Below are 18,832 nucleotides of genomic sequence, written 5' to 3'. Positions count from 1 at the left end.
ATAATATCGTTCTTCAGTTATCCGCGCGCGCTTTTCGCGCACGCAAGTCTCAACCATACCGCCAGCCCTGCACATATATTTCGGGCGTGTCGCGATATCACCGTCCGAGCTGGCGTTCGGCCATTTCGACGACGTTGGCGAGGAGCATGGCACGGGTCATCGGGCCGACGCCGCCCGGGTTCGGCGAGTAGGCGTACGCCTTGTCGTAGCAGGCCTTGTCCACGTCGCCCTTGACGCGCCAGCGGCCGGCCTCCTCGTCGAAGACGCGCGAGACGCCGACGTCGAGCAGGATCGCTCCGTCCTTGATCATGTCGGGCTTGACGAATCCGGCGGAGCCCATCGCGGCGACGATCACGTCGGCGCGGCGCATGTGGTCGGCGACGTCCTTCGTGCCGGTGTGGCACAGCGTGACGGTCGCATTGACGGCGCGGCGGGTGAGCATGAGGCCGATGGTACGGCCGATGGTGATGCCGCGGCCGAGCACGCACACCTCCTTACCGTTGAGGTCGATGTCGTACGCGCCGAGCAGTTCGATGACGCCGCGCGGCGTGCACGGCAGCGGCGTGGTGATGTCGCCCTTGACGTGCAGCACGAGTTCGCCGAGATTGTACGGGTGCATGCCGTCGGCGTCCTTGGCCGGGTCGATCAGGTCGATGATTGCGTTCTCGTCGATGCCCTTGGGCAGCGGCAGCTGCACGATATAGCCGGTGCAGGCCGGGTCGGCGTTCATATCGCGCACGACGGCGGCGATGTCGTCGAACGTCGCGTCTTCGGGCAGTTCGTGCTTGATGGAGCGGATGCCGATTTCGGCGCAGTCGGCGTGCTTGCCGGCTACGTACTTGACCGAGCCGGCGTCGTGGCCGACCAGCAGCGTGCCGAGGCCCGGTTCGATACCTTGTTCCTTGAGCCGTGCGACGCGTTCGGCCAGATGCGCCTTGATGTCCGCCGCCGTCTGCTTGCCGTCGAGTTTGATGGTCATGTGTCGTCTCCCCTGTGTGTCGGTTCGTTGCCTTCGCATCAGGGTATCGTGGAGACAGTTAAAGGATTGTTTCGACATGTTCGGACGCGTACGAGGGAGCAGGGCAATGAACATTCGCGGATCGCGCATAGGCAGGGCTGTTGCGGGCGCATTGGCCGCGCTGATGCTGGTGGCCGCGGCCGGCTGCGGCACGTCGAACGCCGCCACGACGCCGACGCAGACGCCGCAGCAGGAGGAGCCGACCGGCCCGATCGCAGTGGTCGCCTCGATCAACCAGTGGGGTTCGCTGGCCAAGCAGATCGGCGGCGACGACGTGTCGGTCACATCGATTCTGCGTTCGACGGGCGTGGACGCGCATGATTTCGAGCCGAAGACCTCGGATGTGGCGAAGCTGTCCAAGGCGACGATCGTGGTGGCGAACGGCGCCGGCTACGACTCTTGGGCCACCAAAAGCGTCGGCAAGAACACCGTCATCGTTTCCGCCGCACAGACTGTAGGCGCGATGGAAGGCGACAACCCGCATCTGTGGTTCTCGAAGGACGCGCGCAACGGCATGGCGCAGGAGCTGGTGAATGCGTTCTCAAAGGCGCTGCCGAGCAAGAAGAAGGATTTCACCAAGCGCTATAAGGAATGGCAGGAGCAGGAGAAGACCGTTGAGGAGAAGATGAAGGAATTCTCCTCCGCGAACGCCGACGCCACGTATGCGGCCACCGAGGCGGTTGCCTACTATCTGATGAGCGACATGGGCTTTGAAGACAAGACGCCGAAGGGCTATGCGTCGTCGGCGGCCGCCGAGGGCGAAGCCGCCCCTGCCGATCTGCAGGAATTCCAGAAGCTGTTGGAATCGCACGGCGTGGATCTGCTGGTGAACAACACGCAGGAAGCTTCTGACGCGACGAACATGATCACCGGCACGGCCGGGCGTGCGGACGTGCCGATCGTCGACGTGAGCGAGCAGATGCCGTCCGATGCTGCATCGCTGACCGATTGGATCGACTCGCTGGTCGATGCGATCGCTGCCCATTTCACAACCGACTGCTCCGATTCGTCAACCGGTTCGTCCGATGGCAAGGATAGCAGTTCGGATGATGTCGCCTCGTGCCCAGCGACGACCGATGATACGGACAAGGACGGCGACAGCACCGATTCGTCGCCCGATGATGCCTCGAACGATTCGTCGAACGGCACGACAGACAGTTCCTCCGACGACGATTCCACACCGTCCAATGCGGGACAGACTGATCCCGGCAAGTAAACGGCGGGGATCAAGCGACAGACGTCGTAGTTCAGGAGCACAGTACACAGAGGGCGGGCGGTTCCAGAAACGGAACGCCCGCCCTGTGCGTACTGAGGCCGACAGCAACACGCATTACTGAGAATGATTGTCAACGTCATTTGTCATAATCCGGCTGGATGCGCCGCATATTGCCGGCGCGCAAGGACAGGAAGACACATGATCACCAATCATTCGCAGGACGGCTGCATCGTGTTCCGCGACGCCGCGGTAGCGCGCGGCGGACGCATCATCTGGCAGCACGGCGACTTCGCTATTCCCGCCGGATCCGTCACCGCCATCGTCGGCACGAACGGAGCCGGCAAAACCACCATGATGAAGGCCGAACTCGGGCTCATTCCCCTCGCCGCCGGATCGCTCACCGTGCTCGGCAAACCCGCCGGCGAGGCCAACGACCGCATCGGCTACGTGCCGCAAAGCTACGCTTCGGACATCGACTCCAACCTGACCGCCGAACAGTCGGTGCTGCTGGGACTGACTGGCACCCGATTCGGCATCCACCCGGTCACGCGCGCGCAGAAGGCCAAGGCGCACGAAGCGATGGCGTTCACCGGCATCGCGGACAAGGCGAAGATGCGCCTGTCGGAACTGTCGGGCGGTCTGCGCCAACGTGTCGCCATTGCGCAGGCGCTCGTCTCCGACCCGAAACTGCTCATGCTCGACGAACCGCTCGCCAACCTCGATCTGGCCAGCCAGCGCGCGGTCGTGCACGTGCTCGCCCGGCTCAATCAGGAGCTCGGTATGACCATTCAGGTTGTCGCGCACGACCTCAACATGCTGCTGCCGATTCTGACCGGAGCGGTCTACCTGCTTGACGGGCATCCGCACTACGCGGCCATGAACCAGGTGCTCGACTCGGATCTGCTCACGCACCTGTACGGCACGCGCGTGCAGGTCATCACCACGCCGCAGGGCGACATGTTCGTCACGCCCAGCGCCGACGAGCCCGAGGGCGTCGAGCAGGACACGCACGCGCCGAACGAGGTCGCGCAATTCCATCACCATCATGCGGACGCGTCCGGCGCAACGAACACCATGGGAGGCGCACGATGATCGACTTTTCCTTCGACCCGGAATGGATGTACACGCTCACCGCGCCGTTCATGGCGAACGCGTTCCTCGCCGGCCTGTGCATCGCGGTGGCCGCCGGCGTGATGGGGTACTTCACGATCGCACGGCATTCGACGTTCGCCGCGCACGCGCTTGCGCACATCGGCCTGCCGGGCGCAACCGGCGCGGTGCTGCTCGGTCTGCCCGTCTCGCTGGGACTCGGTGCGTTCGCGTTGGGCGGCGCGCTGGTGATCGGCGCGCTCGGCAAGCGCGCGTCGCAGCGCGAGATCGCAACCGGCACGGTGCTCGCGTTCGCCACCGGTCTCGGCCTGTTCTTCGCGCGACTGTCCAGTTCGGCCTCGCAGCAGATGCAGTCGATCCTGTTCGGCTCGATCCTGACGATCACGACCGGCCAGATCGTCGGCTTCGCCATATTCGACGCGATCCTGCTGGCCGTGCTCGCGGTGATCTACCGCCCGCTGCTGTTCAGTTCGGTCGACGAGCAGGTCGCGCAGGCCAAGGGCGTGCCAATCGGCGCGATGAACGTCGCGTTCATGGCGATCATGGCCGGCGTGATCACGATCGCAGTGCCGGCCGTGGGCACGCTGCTTATCTTCGCGCTGGTGATCACGCCGGCGGCCACGGCGAACATTCTCGCCGGCACGCCGCTGCGCGCGATGCTGCTGGCGAGCGCGCTGTGCCTGGCGGCGATCTGGGGCGGGCTGGTGCTGGCCGCCATGTTCCCCGCTCCCCCGAGCTTCATCATCGTGACCCTGTCCACCCTGTTTTGGGCGGCGGCCAAGGGCTGGGACGCTATGCGACGTCGCTGACGGCGGTCACCAAGGCCGTGGCGATGGCGGCGATGCCTTCGCCACGGCCGGTGAAGCCCATACCGTCGGTGGTGGTGGCGGTCAGGGAGACTTGGCAACCGACGGCTTGCGATAGCGCACTCTCCGCTTCGGTTCGCCGTGGGCCGATTTTCGGCCGATTGCCGACGAGCGCGACACTGGCGGAGGACGGCGCGAACCCGTGAGCATGCAGATATTCGACGGTTTCGCGCAGCATGTCGGCGCCGTGCCGGCCAGCGCCGGCCGACGACTTGCCCACGCCGAACAGCGTGCCGATATCGCCCAGATGCGCGGCCGACAGCAACGCATCGATCAGCGCATGGGCGGCCACGTCGCCGTCCGAATCGCCTTCGATACCGTTGCCGTCCCATTCGAGGCAGGCCAGCCACAAAGGGCGGGCGCTTGCAGGGTCGGCAAATCGATGCGCATCGAACCCTTGTCCTATCAGCATCGTCATCGACGTTTCCTTTCCGGTCAACCCGTCACACTGCGGTGCGGAGCCTGCCTGAGCATGATACGGATGAATAACAAAAAAAAACGGTCTGCGGCATGTCGACCGCAGACCGTCATCATACGCGAGTTCAGCGCTTCTTGGATTTCTTGCCCTCGGCCTCGAGACGGGCCAGCGTATCCGCTGCAGGCTCCTCGGGAGCCTTGGTGTGATGCTTGTCGTCGCCGGGGCGGGGCTCCTCGTAGCCGAGGTTCACGTCGAGCAGACGCTGCGCGTCCGCATCGTCGAGCTTCTCACTGAGCGCAATCTCGGACGTGAGGATGGAACGGGCCTTGGTGAGCATGCGCTTTTCGCCGGCGGACAGACCGTGGTCGTCCACGTCGCGCTGCGCGAGGTCACGCACGACCTCGGCGATCTTGTTCACGTCGCCGGTGGCGATCTTCTCGACGTTCAGCTTGTAGCGGCGGGACCAGTTCATTTCCTTTTCGATGATCGGAGTGCGCAGGATCTCGAAGACCTTGGCCACCTCGTTCGCGTCGACGATGTCGCGCACGCCGACTTTCTTGGCGTTCTCCACCGGCACGTTGATGACCAGTCCGTCCGAAGACAGCACGGACAGCTGAAGATACTCCCTCGTCACGCCCTTCACCGTCCGCTCGGTGATGGCCTCCACCTTAGCCGCGCCGTGACGCGGATAGACAACCATATCGCCGACCTTGTAACCCATGAATCCTCCGTACGAGCCTAAGACAAACCCGAACAATTGTGGCATGTGGCGTGGACCTTGCCCAAAACGCCCGAAAATGACAAGCGACGCGCCAATAATACCCGTTTTTCGGCGAACCGGTTCTACACTTTGTTCTTATGGCTACACACTCTCACATCAACGACGATATCCGTGCCGTGCCCGTGAACCAGGCTGACCTGGACGCGGTGAGCAACGCGGCGTTCTACAACCCCCACGAGGTGCTCGGCGGGCATCTCGGCGAGGGACCGCAGGAGGGCACCGCGACGATCCGCGTGCTGCGCCCCCTGGCCAAGACGGTGACCATCATCACGCAGGACGGCGCGACCAACGCCCCGCACGAGTACAACGGCATCTTCACCGCCGTCGTGCCGGCGTCGAAGAACGAGCACGGCTGGACCGTGCCGGACTACCGCGTGCGCACCGTCTACGGCAGTGGTGTGACCGTCGTGGAGGACGACCCGTATCGGTACCTGCCCACCATCGGCGAAATGGACACCTATCTGTTCGGCGAAGGCCGCCACGAGCGTCTGTGGGACGCGCTGGGCGCGCACGTCATGCGCTTCGACGATCCGATGGGCGGCGCGGACGGCACTGCCGGCGAGCAGGTCGTCGGCACGGCGTTCTCCGTGTGGGCGCCGAACGCACATGCGGTGCGCGTGGTCGGCAACTTCAATTCGTGGGACGGCCGCCGTCATGCCATGCGCGAGCTCGGCTCCTCCGGCGTGTGGGAAATCTTCATTCCGGGCGTGCAGGCTGGCGAAGTGTACAAGTACGAGATTCTCAACGCCAACTACGAGTGGCAGATGAAGGCCGATCCGATGGAGCGCTCGCACGAGATCCCGCCGGCCACCGGCTCGATCGTCGTCGATTCCGTCCACCACTGGGACGACGCGGCATGGATGGACAAGCGCGCCAAGACGAACCCGCACGACGGCCCGGTGAGCATCTACGAGGTGCATGCCGGCAGCTGGCGCAAGGACGTGCACGACTACCGCGACCTCGCCGACAAGCTCGTGCCGTACGTCGAGGAGGAGGGCTTCACCCACGTCGAGTTCATGCCGCTGGCGGAGCACCCGTTCTCCGGCTCGTGGGGCTATCAGGTCACCGGCTACTACGCGGTCGACTCCCGACTCGGCTCTCCCGATGACTTCAAGTATCTTGTGGACCGCCTGCATCAGGCCGGCATCGGCGTGATCATGGACTGGGTGCCCGCGCACTTCCCGAAAGACGCGTTCGCGCTCGGCCGATTCGACGGCACGCCGCTGTACGAGGATCCGGACCCGCTGCGCGGCGAGCACCCGGACTGGGGCACCTACGTGTTCAACTTCGGCCGCCGCGAGGTGCGCAACTTCCTGGTGGCCAACGCGAGCTTCTGGCTCAAGGAGTACCACGTCGACGCGCTGCGCGTGGACGCCGTCTCCTCGATGCTCTACCTCGACTACAGCCGCCAGCCCGGTCAGTGGCGCCCGAACATCTACGGCGGCCGCGAGAACCTCGAGGCAATCGACTTCCTCAAGGAAGCCAATGCCACCGCGTACAAGAACAATCCGGGCATCATGATGATCGCCGAGGAGTCCACCGCGTACCCGGGCATCACCGCGCCGACCGACGAGGGCGGTCTCGGCTTCGGCCTCAAGTGGAACATGGGCTGGATGCACGACACGCTCCAGTACCTGCACGAGACGCCGATCAACCGCAAGTGGCACCACGGCGAGATCACGTTCTCCATGGTCTACGCGTACTCCGAGCACTACGTGCTGCCGATCAGCCACGACGAGGTCGTGTACGGCAAGGGTTCGCTGTACGGCAAAATGCCGGGCGACGACTGGCAGAAGTACGCGGGCGTGCGCGCCCTGTTCGCTTACCAGTGGGCGCACCCGGGCAAGAACCTGACGTTCATGGGCAACGAGGTCGCCCAGTGGGGCGAGTGGAATCACGAAAGCTCCGTCGACTGGGCGGCGCTTGACTGGCCCGACCACCGCGGCGTGCAGAAGCTCGTCGCCGACCTGAACGCGCTGTACAAGGCGTCCCCCGCGCTGTGGAGCCAGGACTTTGATCCGAAGGGCTTCCAGTGGCTGACCAGCGACGACGCCGACCACAACACGCTCAGCTTCGTGCGCATCGGCAAGGACGGCCAGCAGATGGTCGTCGTGGTCAACTTCTCCGGCGAGGCGTGGAGCGACTATCAGGTCGCGCTGCCCAAGGGCGGCAAGTGGCGTGAGGTGCTCACCACCGACGACGCGATCTACGGCGGCTCCGACATCCACAACGGCACGTTCGAGGCCGACCCGATCGAGTACCATTCGCGCGAATGGTCGGCGAAACTCACCATTCCGGCGCTGGGAGCTGTATTCTTGGAACCGACAGACTGAAAGGCGGTTTCCACATGCTGAACACTTCCACCCGCTCCACCACGCCGCGCACCGTGCTGGTGGTCGAGGATGAACCCACCCTCGCCACCGCGGTCGCGCAGCGCATCACGGCCGAAGGCTGGACGGCTCGCGTCGCCTCGGACGGCGCGAGCGCGGTGCAGGCGGCGAAGCAACTCAAGCCCGATCTGGTGATCATGGACATCATGCTGCCGGTGATGGACGGCCTCGAGGCGACCAAGCGCATCGTGGCCGAACGCCCGGTGCCGGTGCTGATCCTGACCGCCCGCGACGACGAGGCCGACAAGGTGATCGGCCTCGGAGCCGGCGCGGACGACTACATGACCAAGCCGTTCTCGATGCGCGAGCTGATCGCCCGCTGCAAGGCGCTGTTGCGCCGTGTGGAGCGCGCGAAGGTCATCGCCAAGAACTCTGAAAACGAGAAGCTGCTCGATTTCGGTTCTCTGGTGATCGACCCGGCGCAGCGCATCGTGACGCTCAACGGCAATCAGGTGCACCTGACCCCCACCGAATTCGATCTGCTGGCCACGCTGGCCCGCAAGCCGCGTTCCGTGCTCACGCGCGAAAAGCTGCTCGAAGAGGTGTGGGACTGGGTCGACGCCTCCGGTACGCGCACCGTGGATTCGCATGTCAAGGCGTTGCGCCACAAGCTCGGCTCGGAAACGATCCGCACCGTGCACGGCGTCGGGTACGCGTTCGAACCGCCGGCACAGTGAGCGGCAGGTAGGGTCAATGACCGTCAAGTCGAACCGTCCGTCGGGCGCACGCCGCAGGGTCGTGCGCCCGATTGGTTTCTTTCCCTCGCTCAAGGTCGAATTGAGCGTGCTCATCGTCATCGCGACGCTGATCGTGTTCGTGATGGCGTGGATTCTGCAGAAGATCGGCTGGAGCGGATGGATGGCCATGCCGCTCACCCTGATCGTCGCGCTCGGCATCACCTATCTGTTTTCGCACGGTCTGACGGCCCCGTTGCGCCAGTTACGCGACGCGGCGAACGCGATGGCCGACGGCGATTACACGGTGCGCGTGCAGATGGGCACCGACAGCAACGACGAGATCGGCCAGCTGACGCGCGCGTTCAACGACATGGCCGAGGAATTGCAGCACGCCGACCAGATGCGTCTCGACATGATCGCCAATGTGAGCCATGAGTTGCGCACGCCGGTTTCCGCCCTGCAGGCGATGGTCGAGAACATGGCCGACGGCGTGGTCGAGCCCACGCCGGCCAATCTGGAGGGTCTGCTCAACCAGACGCACCGGCTGAGCGACCTCATCGCGTTCCTGCTCGACCTGTCCCGCATGGAGGCCGGCGCGGCGAGCCTCAACATCGAGGAGTTCGATTTCCGCGACTTTCTCGACGAGACGATCGAACCGCTGGAAATCGCGGACGCAGGCCATGCGCATGAGATCCTGCTGCGCGTGGACGATGCCATCCGCATGGAGGGCGATCAGGACCGCCTGCGCCAGCTGTTCACGAACATCATCGCCAACGCGCTCAAGCATTCGGCGGACGGCACCACCGTGCTCGTCGAGGCGCACGAGGACGACACGGACGGCATGGTCGTCACGAACGTCGTGAACTTCGGTTCGCAGATTCCCGAAGCCGAGCGCGCGGTCATCTTCCGCCGCTTCGTCAAGGGCAAAACCGGCCCCGGCACCGAATCCGGCGGCACCGGGCTCGGCCTGTCGATCGCGCGCTGGGCCGCGCAGCTGCATGGCGGCACGGTGCGCGTCGTGGACGACAAGCGCGGCGCCGATTTCGAAATCCGGCTGCCCAAACGGCACGAGACGAAGCCGGCCCGTTCCTGACCGCGGGTTGCATGCGCGCGGGGCGGACCGCGTCATCGTTCACGGGCGGCGGACAGGCCGTCGGCGCTATTGCGACGGCCTGTCCGCCGCCCGTTCCGGCACGTGGCCGAGCGTCAGTGCGGCGCGCACGGTGCCGTCCGCGCCGTTGAGCTCCGCAACGCATTGGCGCAGCGTCGCGCCGGTGGTCATGATGTCGTCGATCACGATCAGCTCGCGCCGACGGCACGCAACGGCATCGGCGACGACGATGCCGTTGCGGATGCGTTCCGCCCGCTGGGCCGCGTTCGTGGTTTCCACCGACTTGGACGACAGTCGCGCGGAACGCAGCACGGGCAGGCATATCGCGTCGACGTCCCGGGCCGACAGCAGATGGCACATGCGCGACGTCAGGGCGCGCATGTGCCATCGTCCGCGCCGTTCCATCGACATGCGGGACGACGGGGCGGGCACCAGCGCGACACGCTCCCCCGGTCTGGCCGCGCCGCTGCGACAGGCCAGATCGGCGAGCAGGCCCGCGAACGGCGCGTCGCATTCCTCGTCGCCGTGGTCTTTCCACGACAGCATCGCGCGTCTGGCCGCGCCCTCATACACGGCGCACCCGTATCCGCAACCGGTTGCGGTGCCGGGCACGGGACGGGCGAGGACATGGCGGAACAGCGCCCGGCAGTCGTCGCACAGCACGTCGTCGGGCCGGTCGCAGCCGGCGCAGCCGCGTGGCAGCAGCATCCCGAGCGCGCTTCGGCATATGGAGTTCACCGAGCCGCGAATGCCTTCACCGTCCACGCCGAAGCGGCCGTCATGGCGATTCGCGTCGCTCCCCATGCTGCAGGAATCGCCGGCATCCCCGACGCGTCGGTTCCCGTTGCCGTGATACGTGCTTCGCATGGCACCACTCCCATGGTCATTCGGCGAATATCATTCAGGGAGCGATCTCAGTGAGCGATCTCAGTGAGCGGTCGCCCGGGACCGGTCATTCGGCATTGCCGGCCGGCCGTTCGCGCAGCAACGGCAGCAGGGCGTCGAGCAGACGCACCGTGTCCGCGGGACCGGTCACGCTGATCGCCTCGGCGCCGGCCTGCGCGGCGGGATAGTCATTGCCTCCCGGCGTCATGCGGTCGCCGACGAACACGATGTCGGCCGGTTCGATGCCGAGCGATTCGGCGAGACGGCGCACCGCGTACGATTTGTCCATGCCGGGCAGGGAGACGTCGATGCTCGTGTAGCCGCCTGGACGCACCTTGAGCTGCGGCAGGTCGGCGGCGACGGCTGCGGCGAGGCGTCGCTTGCGCTCGTCGTCCGGGTCCCACGCGCGCTTGGCCTCCTCCGGAGCGCCCTGCCCGAGCGCGGAGAAGGTGATCTGGCTGCCGCGGTTCTCGATGCGCTCGCCCCAGACATGATCCTCCCACAGGCCGAGTTCGCGCGCCCGGCGTTCGAGCGAGGCGACCGCGGCGGCGAAGTCCCCGTCGCTCAGGTCATAGGCGTACTCGAGCCGCCAGGCGCCGTCATGCCAGCGGTAGTACCGCGTGCCGCTGGTGGGCATCAGATGCAGGTTGTCCAGGTCGGCGTCCGGACCCAGCACGTCGAGCACCTGGCTGACGACGAGCCCGTGACGCCCTCCCGTGACGACGGCGACGGGCAGCAGCCGCGTGAGTTCGGTGAATCTGGCCGCCATGTCCGGTTTCATGGGCTGGCGTGACGAGGCCAGCGTGTTGTCGAGGTCGAAGGCGATCGCCTGCATGCGACGGCACATCGACGCGCAGTCGGCGTTGTCCCATGCGCGTACCCTTATCATGCTCGTCCCGCCTTTCCACTCACGCTCGGCCCGTGTCGACCGGTTCCCACGACCGGCCCCCAATGACAGTATCGTAGCTCACGCAGCGGTTCGCGACCCGCGATGCCGCCGCCATGGCCTATGGTGGAGTGCATGATCGAAGCTCCCTGGAATGCCCGCGTGTACCGCAACCGTCACGGACGCGGCACGCGCACGCCGATGTTCGGTACCCGACTGCCCCGTTACCGCACGAAAAGCGGCATGTTCGACGACATGGTCGCCGCGCAGATCCGCCGGCTGAACGGCGCGTGGCCGCAGATGGTCAAGTCCGTGCAGTTCGCAGTGGAGGACGTGCCGCCGTCGCAGCCGGCGCCGTGGGAGCCGGAGCCGAATTTCAACTCGCAGTGCTTTCCCGCCGCGCATGGCGTGCCGGCGCGCATCGTGCTGTACCGCATGCCGATTCAGGCCGTGGCGCGCGGTCGCGTGGACATGCAGCTGATCATCAGGGACGAAGTGGTGTCCCGTCTGGCCGAGCTGTTCGGCCGCCGTCCGGAGGAGATCGACCCGGATTGGGGTCTGTGACGCGGGGCCTGCGACATGGGTCCGCGACCGGCGCGGACGAGGCCGAGACGGCCCCGGCGGGACTGCGATGGAAAGAACCCGTTGCGACCGCGTCAGCGCACCACGGTCGGGTTCTGGTTGGCCCAGATGCGTTCGGTGAGTTCCGCGAGCGGTGACGGCGACAGGTAGGCGACGCCGCTCGCCTTGGCCTTGTCGACTTCGGGCGAGGTCAGGCGCGCTCCCCATGCAAGGGTGCCGTCGGCCACGTCGAACCGGATGATCGCGGCCTTGTCCGCGATGGCGGACGCGTCGACGGCATGGGCCGAATCCGCCTGCAGTTCGATCTTCCGTTCGCCGACGAGCGCGCCGTTCGCGTCGTAGGCGGACAGGGTTCCCGCAGCGGGCGAGGTGGTCGGATTGGCGACGGTGATCGTCGCCGCAAGGTCGCCGGGCACGACGATCGCCGATGACGCGGTCGCGGTCTCGCTGCGCAGCAGCGCGAAATCGGCCTGACCGTCATCGGCGGTCCGTGCGGCCTGCGCGCCGACCGTGATGCGGCTGCCGGACGTGACCAGTATGCCGAACGCGTCCTTCGGGGCCGCCCCGAGATCGAAGACGGACGTTCGACCCGCGTGCAGCGCCTGCTTGCCGATCGTCGACAGCCCGTGCGCGGTGATCCACGACAGGCTCGCCGACGCGTCGCCGCCGCTGTGGGCGAACAGATGCACGCGGTCGCCGGCCTCGACGCCGGGCAGCACGGACGTGGTGTTCGACTGTCCTGCGGGCACGGCGTATTCGGTTCCCTGCGGCGTCAGACCGTCGATGGAGACGATGCGCACCACGGCGGCCACCGGTGTTTGTTCGCTGGACACCGTCACGTAGAGGGCGCTCTGTCCGCCGGCCGCGGCCGACAGGTCGGTGACCGTTTCGCCGTTGGCCTTGACGGTGACGCTTTCCCCTGTGGACAGGGTCACCTTGCCGTCGGCGCCCCACGCCTGCACCTGCACGGTGGTCGCCTTTGCCGAGGGGTTGGCGACGACGAGCTGCTGCGTGGTGCCGGTGCCGGTCGAGGGAAGCAGGAATCCGTGGCTGAGCGCCGGCGTGACGCAGGTGGCCGCGGACACGCCACGCAGATCGCCCTTGGTGGCCCACGAGGCCGCCGCCGCGGCGGCGCCGGTGCCGGTCTTCGATTCCAGCAGTCGCGTGGACAGCATGGCCGCGGCGTCGTTCACGGTGCCGGAGCCGGCCAGCACGGATCCGTCCTTGGACGAGCCCTTGAGCGCGGTGCCGGAATCCGTTGCCGATAATGCGCCGAACGAAGCGCGGTACACCGAGCCGAACGCGGCGTACCGCGCCGCGGACGTGATGTCGCCGGCCGTGGCCTGATAGGCGCTGTCGCCGTAGGTGCCGTTGTCGGCCAGGCTCATGCGTGCCGGACAGTACGACTGCAGCTGCAGCTGGCTGACGGTCTGCGAGGATGATCCGCCGGTATTGCCGGTGCCGTCGGCGAGCCCCGGCAGGGGCAGGACGATCGTCATCGCGGCGAACAGCGCGACGACGACGATCGCGCCGAGCGCGCCGAATGCGACGCTCAGTCCCTTGCGTGCGGCGTGCCTGCGCACGGCTCGTTGCTGCGTCATGACTCCTCCTCGCGATAGCGGTAGGTGCGATGCGGCAGCGCGACCAAGCAGTACACGGCCACGACGGCTCCCATGCACCACAGCCACGCGTAGCGCCACCGGCTCGTTTGGGTGCGCCGCTGCCACGACGTGTCGATGTTCTGGCTGTCGGCGCTGTTGATGGTCAGCCTGTAGTAGGTGCCGTTGTCGGCGGCGACCACCGTCTGCGTGCCTTCGGACGCGGTGATGTTGCTGGTCAGCCGTTGCGTGGCCTCGTCCGAGCCGGCCGAGGCGTCGTACGCCACGAAGATGCCGCCGAAGCCGAGCTTGCTGATCGCGGCCACGGCGTCGGCGTCGCCGCCGGCCATCAGCTTGGCCGCGGACGCGGCGATGGTCTCGTCGGCCTTGTCGGTTCCCGCAAATGCCGCACGGACGCGCTGCGCGGGCGAGCTGTCGATCAGATCGCCCCGCGCGGTGCGCATGACGGCGTATTCGACGCTGTTGTTCGACACCGCACGAAGCGCGAGGATGCGGTGATCATCGCCCTGCTGCAGATAGTCGGACGCGACCATCGGCAGACCGGCTTCGGACACGGCGACGCCGCCGTGTCCTCCGCGCAGCAGTCCCAGCCATGCGGTGGCCACCAGTCCGGCGGACAGGATCGCGACGAGCAGCAGACGCGCCGTGTGCACGACGGCGGTGCGCGCGATGCTGCGGGACGAGGAACGTCCTCGCGCCGCGTCCCCGGCGGCGCTGGTGCGCAACGGGACGAATCGCTTGACGGCGGCTCCCGACACGAGGCACGCGCACGACATGAGCCCGAGCAGCATGAGCGCGCACCCGGGCAGCACGGAGGCCGCGACGTCGCCATCCTCCCCGGTCGCGACGACGAGACGGGCGCAGACGAGGGACAGCAATCCGCCGCACGCGGCCACGGACCACATCATCAGCGAAAACCTGAGCGCCATCGGCGCGAACAGGGCGCAGACGGCGAGCGCGAACAGCACCAGCAGCACGGCCGCGGCCACGATCGCCGCAAGGTCCCCTCCCAGCACCGCATGCAGGCCGAATCCGGCGTCCAGTCCGAACGCGCGGGCCAACACCCCCTGCAGAGTCAGGGAGGCCGGTACGCCATTGGCCGCGGCGGACGGCACCATGGCGTCCCCGAACAGCTGCCGCCATGCGCCTTCGGAGGCGTATCGCACCGCATTGACCAGCGTCGGGGCCACGACGAACGCCGCAGGCACCGGCATGAGGAGCAGCATGAGACGATGACGCCGCACGAGCATCAGGAACGACAGGAAGATGACGACCAGCGGCAACAGCAGCTGCGGTTCGGCGGCGACCACGGGAATGAAGCACAGGGACGCCAGGGCCGCGGACTGCACCGACTGGTGGACGCGGATCTGATCCTCCGTGCGGTACATGGCCACGGCGCGGAACGCGAACGCGAACGCGGCCGGCAGGAACGCCATCACGGTGAGCATCGGCAGATCGGCCTCGTCGAACAGGCCCATGGCCATGGCCAAGGCCACCCACAGCAGGCCGGACACCACGCGCACCGCGTCCGAACGGGTGAACACGCCCGCCAACGCCCAGAACGACAGCGCCATCAGGGGCGCCGAGAAGAAGAACATCAGGGACAGGGCCAGTGCGGGATGGCCCGCGGTGGCGACGGAGGCGAGCAGCCACACCAGCAGCCACGGGGTGGGCGGGGCCGGAATGCCCGTGCCCGAACCGAACACCCACGGAGTGGTGGCCGACTGGGCGAGCTGACGCATGGTGGCGTCGGTGGGCAGCAGACCGTTCGAGTACAGCGATCCGCCGGACAAGGCGGGAAAGAGCACCTGACGGTGGACCACGGCGACGGCGAGCAACGCGGCCAGCGCCATCGCCAGCGCCAGGCCCCAGCGCCTGACGCGGCGGCGACGCAGATGGGCCTTGGCCAGCGGGCTGAGCAGTATCGTGTGCCGCTGGTCCTCCAACGCCTGCGCGCGGTCCTTCCACTGGGCCATCTGCTGGTGGTTGACGCTCAACGCCCCCAGCCGGCTCAGGGGAATCCGGCTGTGCCGCGCCACCAGGGAACGTGCCGCGAGGGCGCGCGGCAGGCCCAGCAGGCCGAGCCACGGCAGGCACAGCTCGCAGCCCGCCTCATAGGGCCGCTTGGAAACCAGCTGGCGAACCGCCATGACGAACGCGCGCAGCAATCGGAACACCCACATGAACGGCCACAGGGCGACGGCCATGTCGGTGTAGAGGTATTTCTGCTCCGCGTGCATCACCGACAGGGACGGGTTGAGCCGTCCCTCCTCGACCGGCTCCCCGGCTCTGGAACGGATGCCCTCGAAGCGCGCGCGGCGGTGGGCGATGCGCGCCGCGGACACGACGACGACGCGCCCGCCGTCAAGGCATATGCGCCGGCAGAAGTCGTTGGACTCCCCAAAGGTGGAGAACCACGGGTTGGCGCCCTCCTGATCGGCCAGCGTGCGCACGGGCAGCAACGCCCCGGCCAGGGAAACGGCGAACACGTCCTGCCGGGAATCGTACTGTTCCTGATCCTCCTCGCCGTCGACGACGAGCGATTCGACGCGGTGACGGCCGGCGTAGCGGCCGACGTCGTGCAGGTCGCGGGCCTGCCAGTCGAGCTGCTTGGCTCCCAGCAGGCTGGCGGACGAATTGTTGCGCCACGCGTCGAGCAGGCGGGCGAGGCAATGCTCGTCCGCCGGCCGGGAATCGTCGTGCAGCGTCCACCATGCGCGGATGCCGTCGGGCAGACGTGCCGCGGTCATGCCCTTCGTGACGGCGTCGGCGAACGACGAGGCCCCGGCGACGCGCACCAGCCGGATTTCCACGGTTTTCGCGTCGGGCACGCTCGAGACCGGACCGGACGGCGAGGGAATGACGTCGAAACTGGCCGCCTTCGCCGGCTGTCCGGCGCCGTCGCAGTCGATGACGACGATCATGCCCGGCAGGATGCTCTGCGAGAGCATGGCGCGGAAGGTTTCGGGAAAGAACCGCAGATCGTCCTCGACGGTGATCGCCGCGGCCACCGAATCGTCGACGTCCTGACGGTGGGAATAGGGACGATCCGCCAATGCGGCGGCGATGGCCTGCTCGATTTCGCTGCTGCCCGTGGAATTCATGTTCTCCAGTGTACGCGCGCGCCCTCGCGTGGCGTCACGCCTGCTCCTTGTGCTCTTTCTTGTAGCGGCGGCGCTCGCGCTCGCTCATGCCGCCCCAAATGCCGAAGCGCTCATCGTGGTCGAGCGCCCATTTGAGGCACTGCTCGCGCACCTCGCAACCGGCGCACACGCGCTTGGCGTCGCGGGTGGAACCGCCTTTTTCCGGGAAGAACGCCTCCGGATCGGTTTGGGAGCACAGCGCCTTGTGCTGCCAGGACAGATCCTCGCCCGGCGCGAACAGCTCCCATAGCTCGGCGAACGGCTCATCGGCGGAATCCTCGACGACACCCCACATGCGTCTCCTCCTTAGCCGATGGTTTTCTTGTGCGCCAACCGTACGGTCGGCTGTTAAATTACACACACGCGATCCGGCGTTTGTCAAGTCACTGCCGTGTCAATACCACGTTTTTGAAACGGATATGATAGACCGGTCATTTCCGCCGCGCAGGTCGCAGGACGGCCGTTTCGACGGCCAAGCCCACGTTATGTGCCGTTCCTGCGCAGGTATGGCGGCGTCCGGGCACGGTCCCGCACGCGCTGTGCCAAAGTGACATGAGAACGTAACCGGCTATGGAGGAACACAGGATATGGCTGACGGCAGCGAAGGCATGGACTCGGCGACCCCGCCCAGCTTCATACCCTCCGGATCCCGCAAACGCTCGACCCGACCGACCGGGGATGCGCGACGGCCCCAGCCGAACCCGTCGGAACCGCCTTCCTTTTCCCCCGCTCCCGCCAAACGCCCGCAGCAGCGCCCTTCGGGCGTTTCCGGAACGTCTTCGGCCGCAAGGTTCGATCCGCAGCAGCCGCAGAGCTTCGCCCCGTCGGCGGCTTCCCGCACCGCGCGGCGTTCCTCGGGATCGACGGCCAACGCGGCGGCGCGTCCCGTGTCGCCGCCCGCCGAGTCGCGCCCGCAGCCGATGCCGACGCATCACCGCACCTCCGGGCACGAACGCCATGCCGCGCACCGCGGGGACGTCTCGTCCCCCGTCCGGAACGAGACGTCCCCGCGGGAACAGCCTCGCAACAGCGGCGCCGGCCGAACCCACGCCCGTCGCAGGCACCATCCCGCGCACATCATGTTCGGCGTGCTCGCCACGCTGGTCGTCCTGCTCGCGCTCGCCGTGTTCGGCGCGTGGAACTGGGTGGACGGCAATCTGGGCCACGCCGCGTGGCTGACCGGCAAAAAGGACACGTCGGGGGCCACGAGCTGGCTGCTGCTCGGTTCGGACAAGCGCGACGGCACGGCCGGCGTGAACGGTTCGGACGATTCGACCATCGAAGGCTTCCGCACCGACACGATTCTCGTGCTGACCAAGCCGAAAAGCGGTCCGAGCTCCCTCATTTCGATTCCCCGCGACTCGCTGGTAGAGGTCGACGGCCAGTACATGAAGATCAACTCGGTCGACCAAGCGTACGGCAACAAGGCGCTGGTCGGCGAAATCGAACAGATCACCGGGCAGAAGATCGATCATGTGGCCGAAATCCAATTCGGCGGGCTCAAGAACGTGGTCGACGCGATCGGCGGCGTCGAACTGTGCTACGACCAGGACGTCAGCGACGCGTATTCGGGGCTGGAATGGAAATCCGGTTGCCACAAGGCGGACGGCACCACCGCGCTCGCGTTCTCGCGCATGCGCTACGCCGATCCGCAGGGCGATTTCGGACGCGCGGCCCGGCAGCGTCAGGTCATCGCGGCGGTGATGAAGAAGGCGATGAGCGCCTCCACGCTCGCCAATCCCGCCAAGCTGGCCAAGCTGGCGTCCGCCTCGCTGGACTCGATCACCGTGGACGAAAACACGAATCCATATACGTTGTGCGCCATGGCGCTCGCGTTCCGTGCGGCCACCGCAGACGCGGGGGTGAACGGCAGCGTGTACTGGTCGGATCCTGACTATTACGTGGACGGCGTCGGTTCGAGCGTGCTGCTGGACGATTCCGCGAACACCGAACTGTTTGCGCAGCTGGCTGCGGGCACGCACAAAAGCGGCACCGTAGGCACGCTCGCCGAGTCGGCCGGCTGATCGCCGCGCGGCCGAGACGAGGCCGCCGCGCGGAGCCTGTGCGACACGCCGATGCCGACCTTTCGACCACAGCCCCCGTTTCGGCTTGCGTTCGGTCGGTCGGCCC

16 protein-coding genes are annotated in these 18,832 nt (G+C 66.9%); 8 read left to right on the top strand and 8 right to left on the bottom strand.

Annotated features, from left to right (window positions below):
* Window positions 1-97: 97 nt before the first annotated feature.
* Entirely contained in the window at window positions 98-979 is an 882-nt protein-coding gene (locus KIH79_RS00180) for a bifunctional methylenetetrahydrofolate dehydrogenase/methenyltetrahydrofolate cyclohydrolase (protein WP_219057529.1), read from the bottom strand.
* Window positions 980-1,085: 106 nt separating this feature from the next.
* Here KIH79_RS00180 and KIH79_RS00175 point away from each other — a divergent pair, with 106 nt between their 5' ends.
* The 3 genes from KIH79_RS00175 (at window position 1,086) to KIH79_RS00165 (ending at window position 4,153) form a co-directional block, all read left to right on the top strand.
* Window positions 1,086-2,234 (top strand): metal ABC transporter solute-binding protein, Zn/Mn family, encoded by a 1,149-nt coding sequence (locus KIH79_RS00175; RefSeq protein WP_219057528.1) that lies wholly within the window; start codon window positions 1,086-1,088, stop codon window positions 2,232-2,234.
* Window positions 2,235-2,432: 198 nt separating this feature from the next.
* Entirely contained in the window at window positions 2,433-3,326 is an 894-nt protein-coding gene (locus KIH79_RS00170) for an ABC transporter ATP-binding protein (RefSeq protein WP_219057527.1), read from the top strand.
* Window positions 3,323-4,153, top strand: coding sequence for a metal ABC transporter permease (locus KIH79_RS00165; RefSeq protein WP_219057526.1), 831 nt, complete (start codon window positions 3,323-3,325; stop codon window positions 4,151-4,153). The genes KIH79_RS00170 and KIH79_RS00165 overlap by 4 nt, the downstream gene beginning before the upstream one ends.
* On the opposite strand, the gene ispF is transcribed toward KIH79_RS00165, so the two are convergent.
* Window positions 4,137-4,622 carry a 2-C-methyl-D-erythritol 2,4-cyclodiphosphate synthase gene (gene ispF, locus KIH79_RS00160; RefSeq protein WP_219057642.1) on the bottom strand — a complete coding sequence of 162 codons (486 nt, stop codon included), beginning with the start codon at window positions 4,620-4,622 and terminating at the stop codon, window positions 4,137-4,139. The two genes, KIH79_RS00165 and ispF, sit on opposite strands and share 17 nt — an antisense overlap.
* Window positions 4,623-4,752: 130 nt before the next feature.
* Complete coding sequence (locus KIH79_RS00155; RefSeq protein ID WP_033494777.1) at window positions 4,753-5,349, bottom strand: CarD family transcriptional regulator; 597 nt, start codon at window positions 5,347-5,349, stop codon at window positions 4,753-4,755.
* 137 nt (window positions 5,350-5,486) lie between these two features.
* On the opposite strand from KIH79_RS00155, the gene glgB reads away from it, so the two are divergent.
* The 3 genes from glgB to KIH79_RS00140 are packed head-to-tail and all read left to right on the top strand — an operon-like array spanning window position 5,487 to window position 9,569.
* Window positions 5,487-7,742, top strand: a complete 2,256-nt coding sequence (gene glgB / locus KIH79_RS00150) for a 1,4-alpha-glucan branching protein GlgB (protein WP_219057525.1) — start codon at window positions 5,487-5,489, stop codon at window positions 7,740-7,742.
* Between the two features lie 14 nt (window positions 7,743-7,756).
* On the top strand, window positions 7,757-8,476 hold the full coding sequence (locus KIH79_RS00145) for a response regulator transcription factor (protein WP_033494781.1): 720 nt from the start codon (window positions 7,757-7,759) through the stop codon (window positions 8,474-8,476).
* Between the two features lie 16 nt (window positions 8,477-8,492).
* The gene (locus tag KIH79_RS00140) at window positions 8,493-9,569 is read left to right on the top strand and encodes a sensor histidine kinase (RefSeq protein WP_219057524.1); all 1,077 of its coding nucleotides are present in this window, start codon (window positions 8,493-8,495) and stop codon (window positions 9,567-9,569) included.
* 66 nt (window positions 9,570-9,635) lie between these two features.
* Here KIH79_RS00140 and KIH79_RS00135 read toward each other — a convergent pair whose 3' ends face one another.
* Together KIH79_RS00135 and KIH79_RS00130 are read right to left on the bottom strand one after the other, a co-directional pair.
* Window positions 9,636-10,295: a ComF family protein gene (locus tag KIH79_RS00135; RefSeq protein ID WP_219057523.1), complete on the bottom strand. Its 660-nt coding sequence runs from the start codon at window positions 10,293-10,295 to the stop codon at window positions 9,636-9,638.
* A 244-nt stretch (window positions 10,296-10,539) separates the two neighbouring features.
* Window positions 10,540-11,358, bottom strand: coding sequence for an HAD-IIB family hydrolase (locus KIH79_RS00130; protein ID WP_420829333.1), 819 nt, complete (start codon window positions 11,356-11,358; stop codon window positions 10,540-10,542).
* 135 nt (window positions 11,359-11,493) lie between these two features.
* On the opposite strand from KIH79_RS00130, the gene KIH79_RS00125 reads away from it, so the two are divergent.
* A complete protein-coding gene (locus KIH79_RS00125; protein ID WP_219057521.1) occupies window positions 11,494-11,922 on the top strand; it encodes a metallopeptidase family protein in 429 nt (142 codons plus the stop codon).
* A 92-nt stretch (window positions 11,923-12,014) separates the two neighbouring features.
* Here the strand turns inward: KIH79_RS00125 and KIH79_RS00120 are convergent, their stop codons facing one another.
* From KIH79_RS00120 to KIH79_RS00110, 3 genes are read right to left on the bottom strand one after another with little or no spacing between them, the layout of a single operon-like run.
* The gene (locus tag KIH79_RS00120; RefSeq protein ID WP_219057520.1) at window positions 12,015-13,541 is read right to left on the bottom strand and encodes a DUF5719 family protein; all 1,527 of its coding nucleotides are present in this window, start codon (window positions 13,539-13,541) and stop codon (window positions 12,015-12,017) included.
* Entirely contained in the window at window positions 13,538-16,663 is a 3,126-nt protein-coding gene (locus tag KIH79_RS00115; protein WP_219057519.1) for a glycosyltransferase family 2 protein, read from the bottom strand. The genes KIH79_RS00120 and KIH79_RS00115 overlap by 4 nt, the downstream gene beginning before the upstream one ends.
* Window positions 16,664-16,697: 34 nt before the next feature.
* Complete coding sequence (locus tag KIH79_RS00110) at window positions 16,698-16,997, bottom strand: WhiB family transcriptional regulator (protein WP_219057518.1); 300 nt, start codon at window positions 16,995-16,997, stop codon at window positions 16,698-16,700.
* Window positions 16,998-17,289: 292 nt separating this feature from the next.
* On the opposite strand from KIH79_RS00110, the gene KIH79_RS00105 reads away from it, so the two are divergent.
* Window positions 17,290-18,726, top strand: coding sequence for an LCP family protein (locus tag KIH79_RS00105; RefSeq protein WP_219057517.1), 1,437 nt, complete (start codon window positions 17,290-17,292; stop codon window positions 18,724-18,726).
* Window positions 18,727-18,832 lie beyond the last annotated feature (106 nt).

Source organism: Bifidobacterium miconis (assembly GCF_019331735.1).
Lineage (GTDB): Bacteria > Actinomycetota > Actinomycetes > Actinomycetales > Bifidobacteriaceae > Bifidobacterium > Bifidobacterium miconis.
This window is presented reverse-complemented; position numbering and strand designations above follow the sequence as displayed.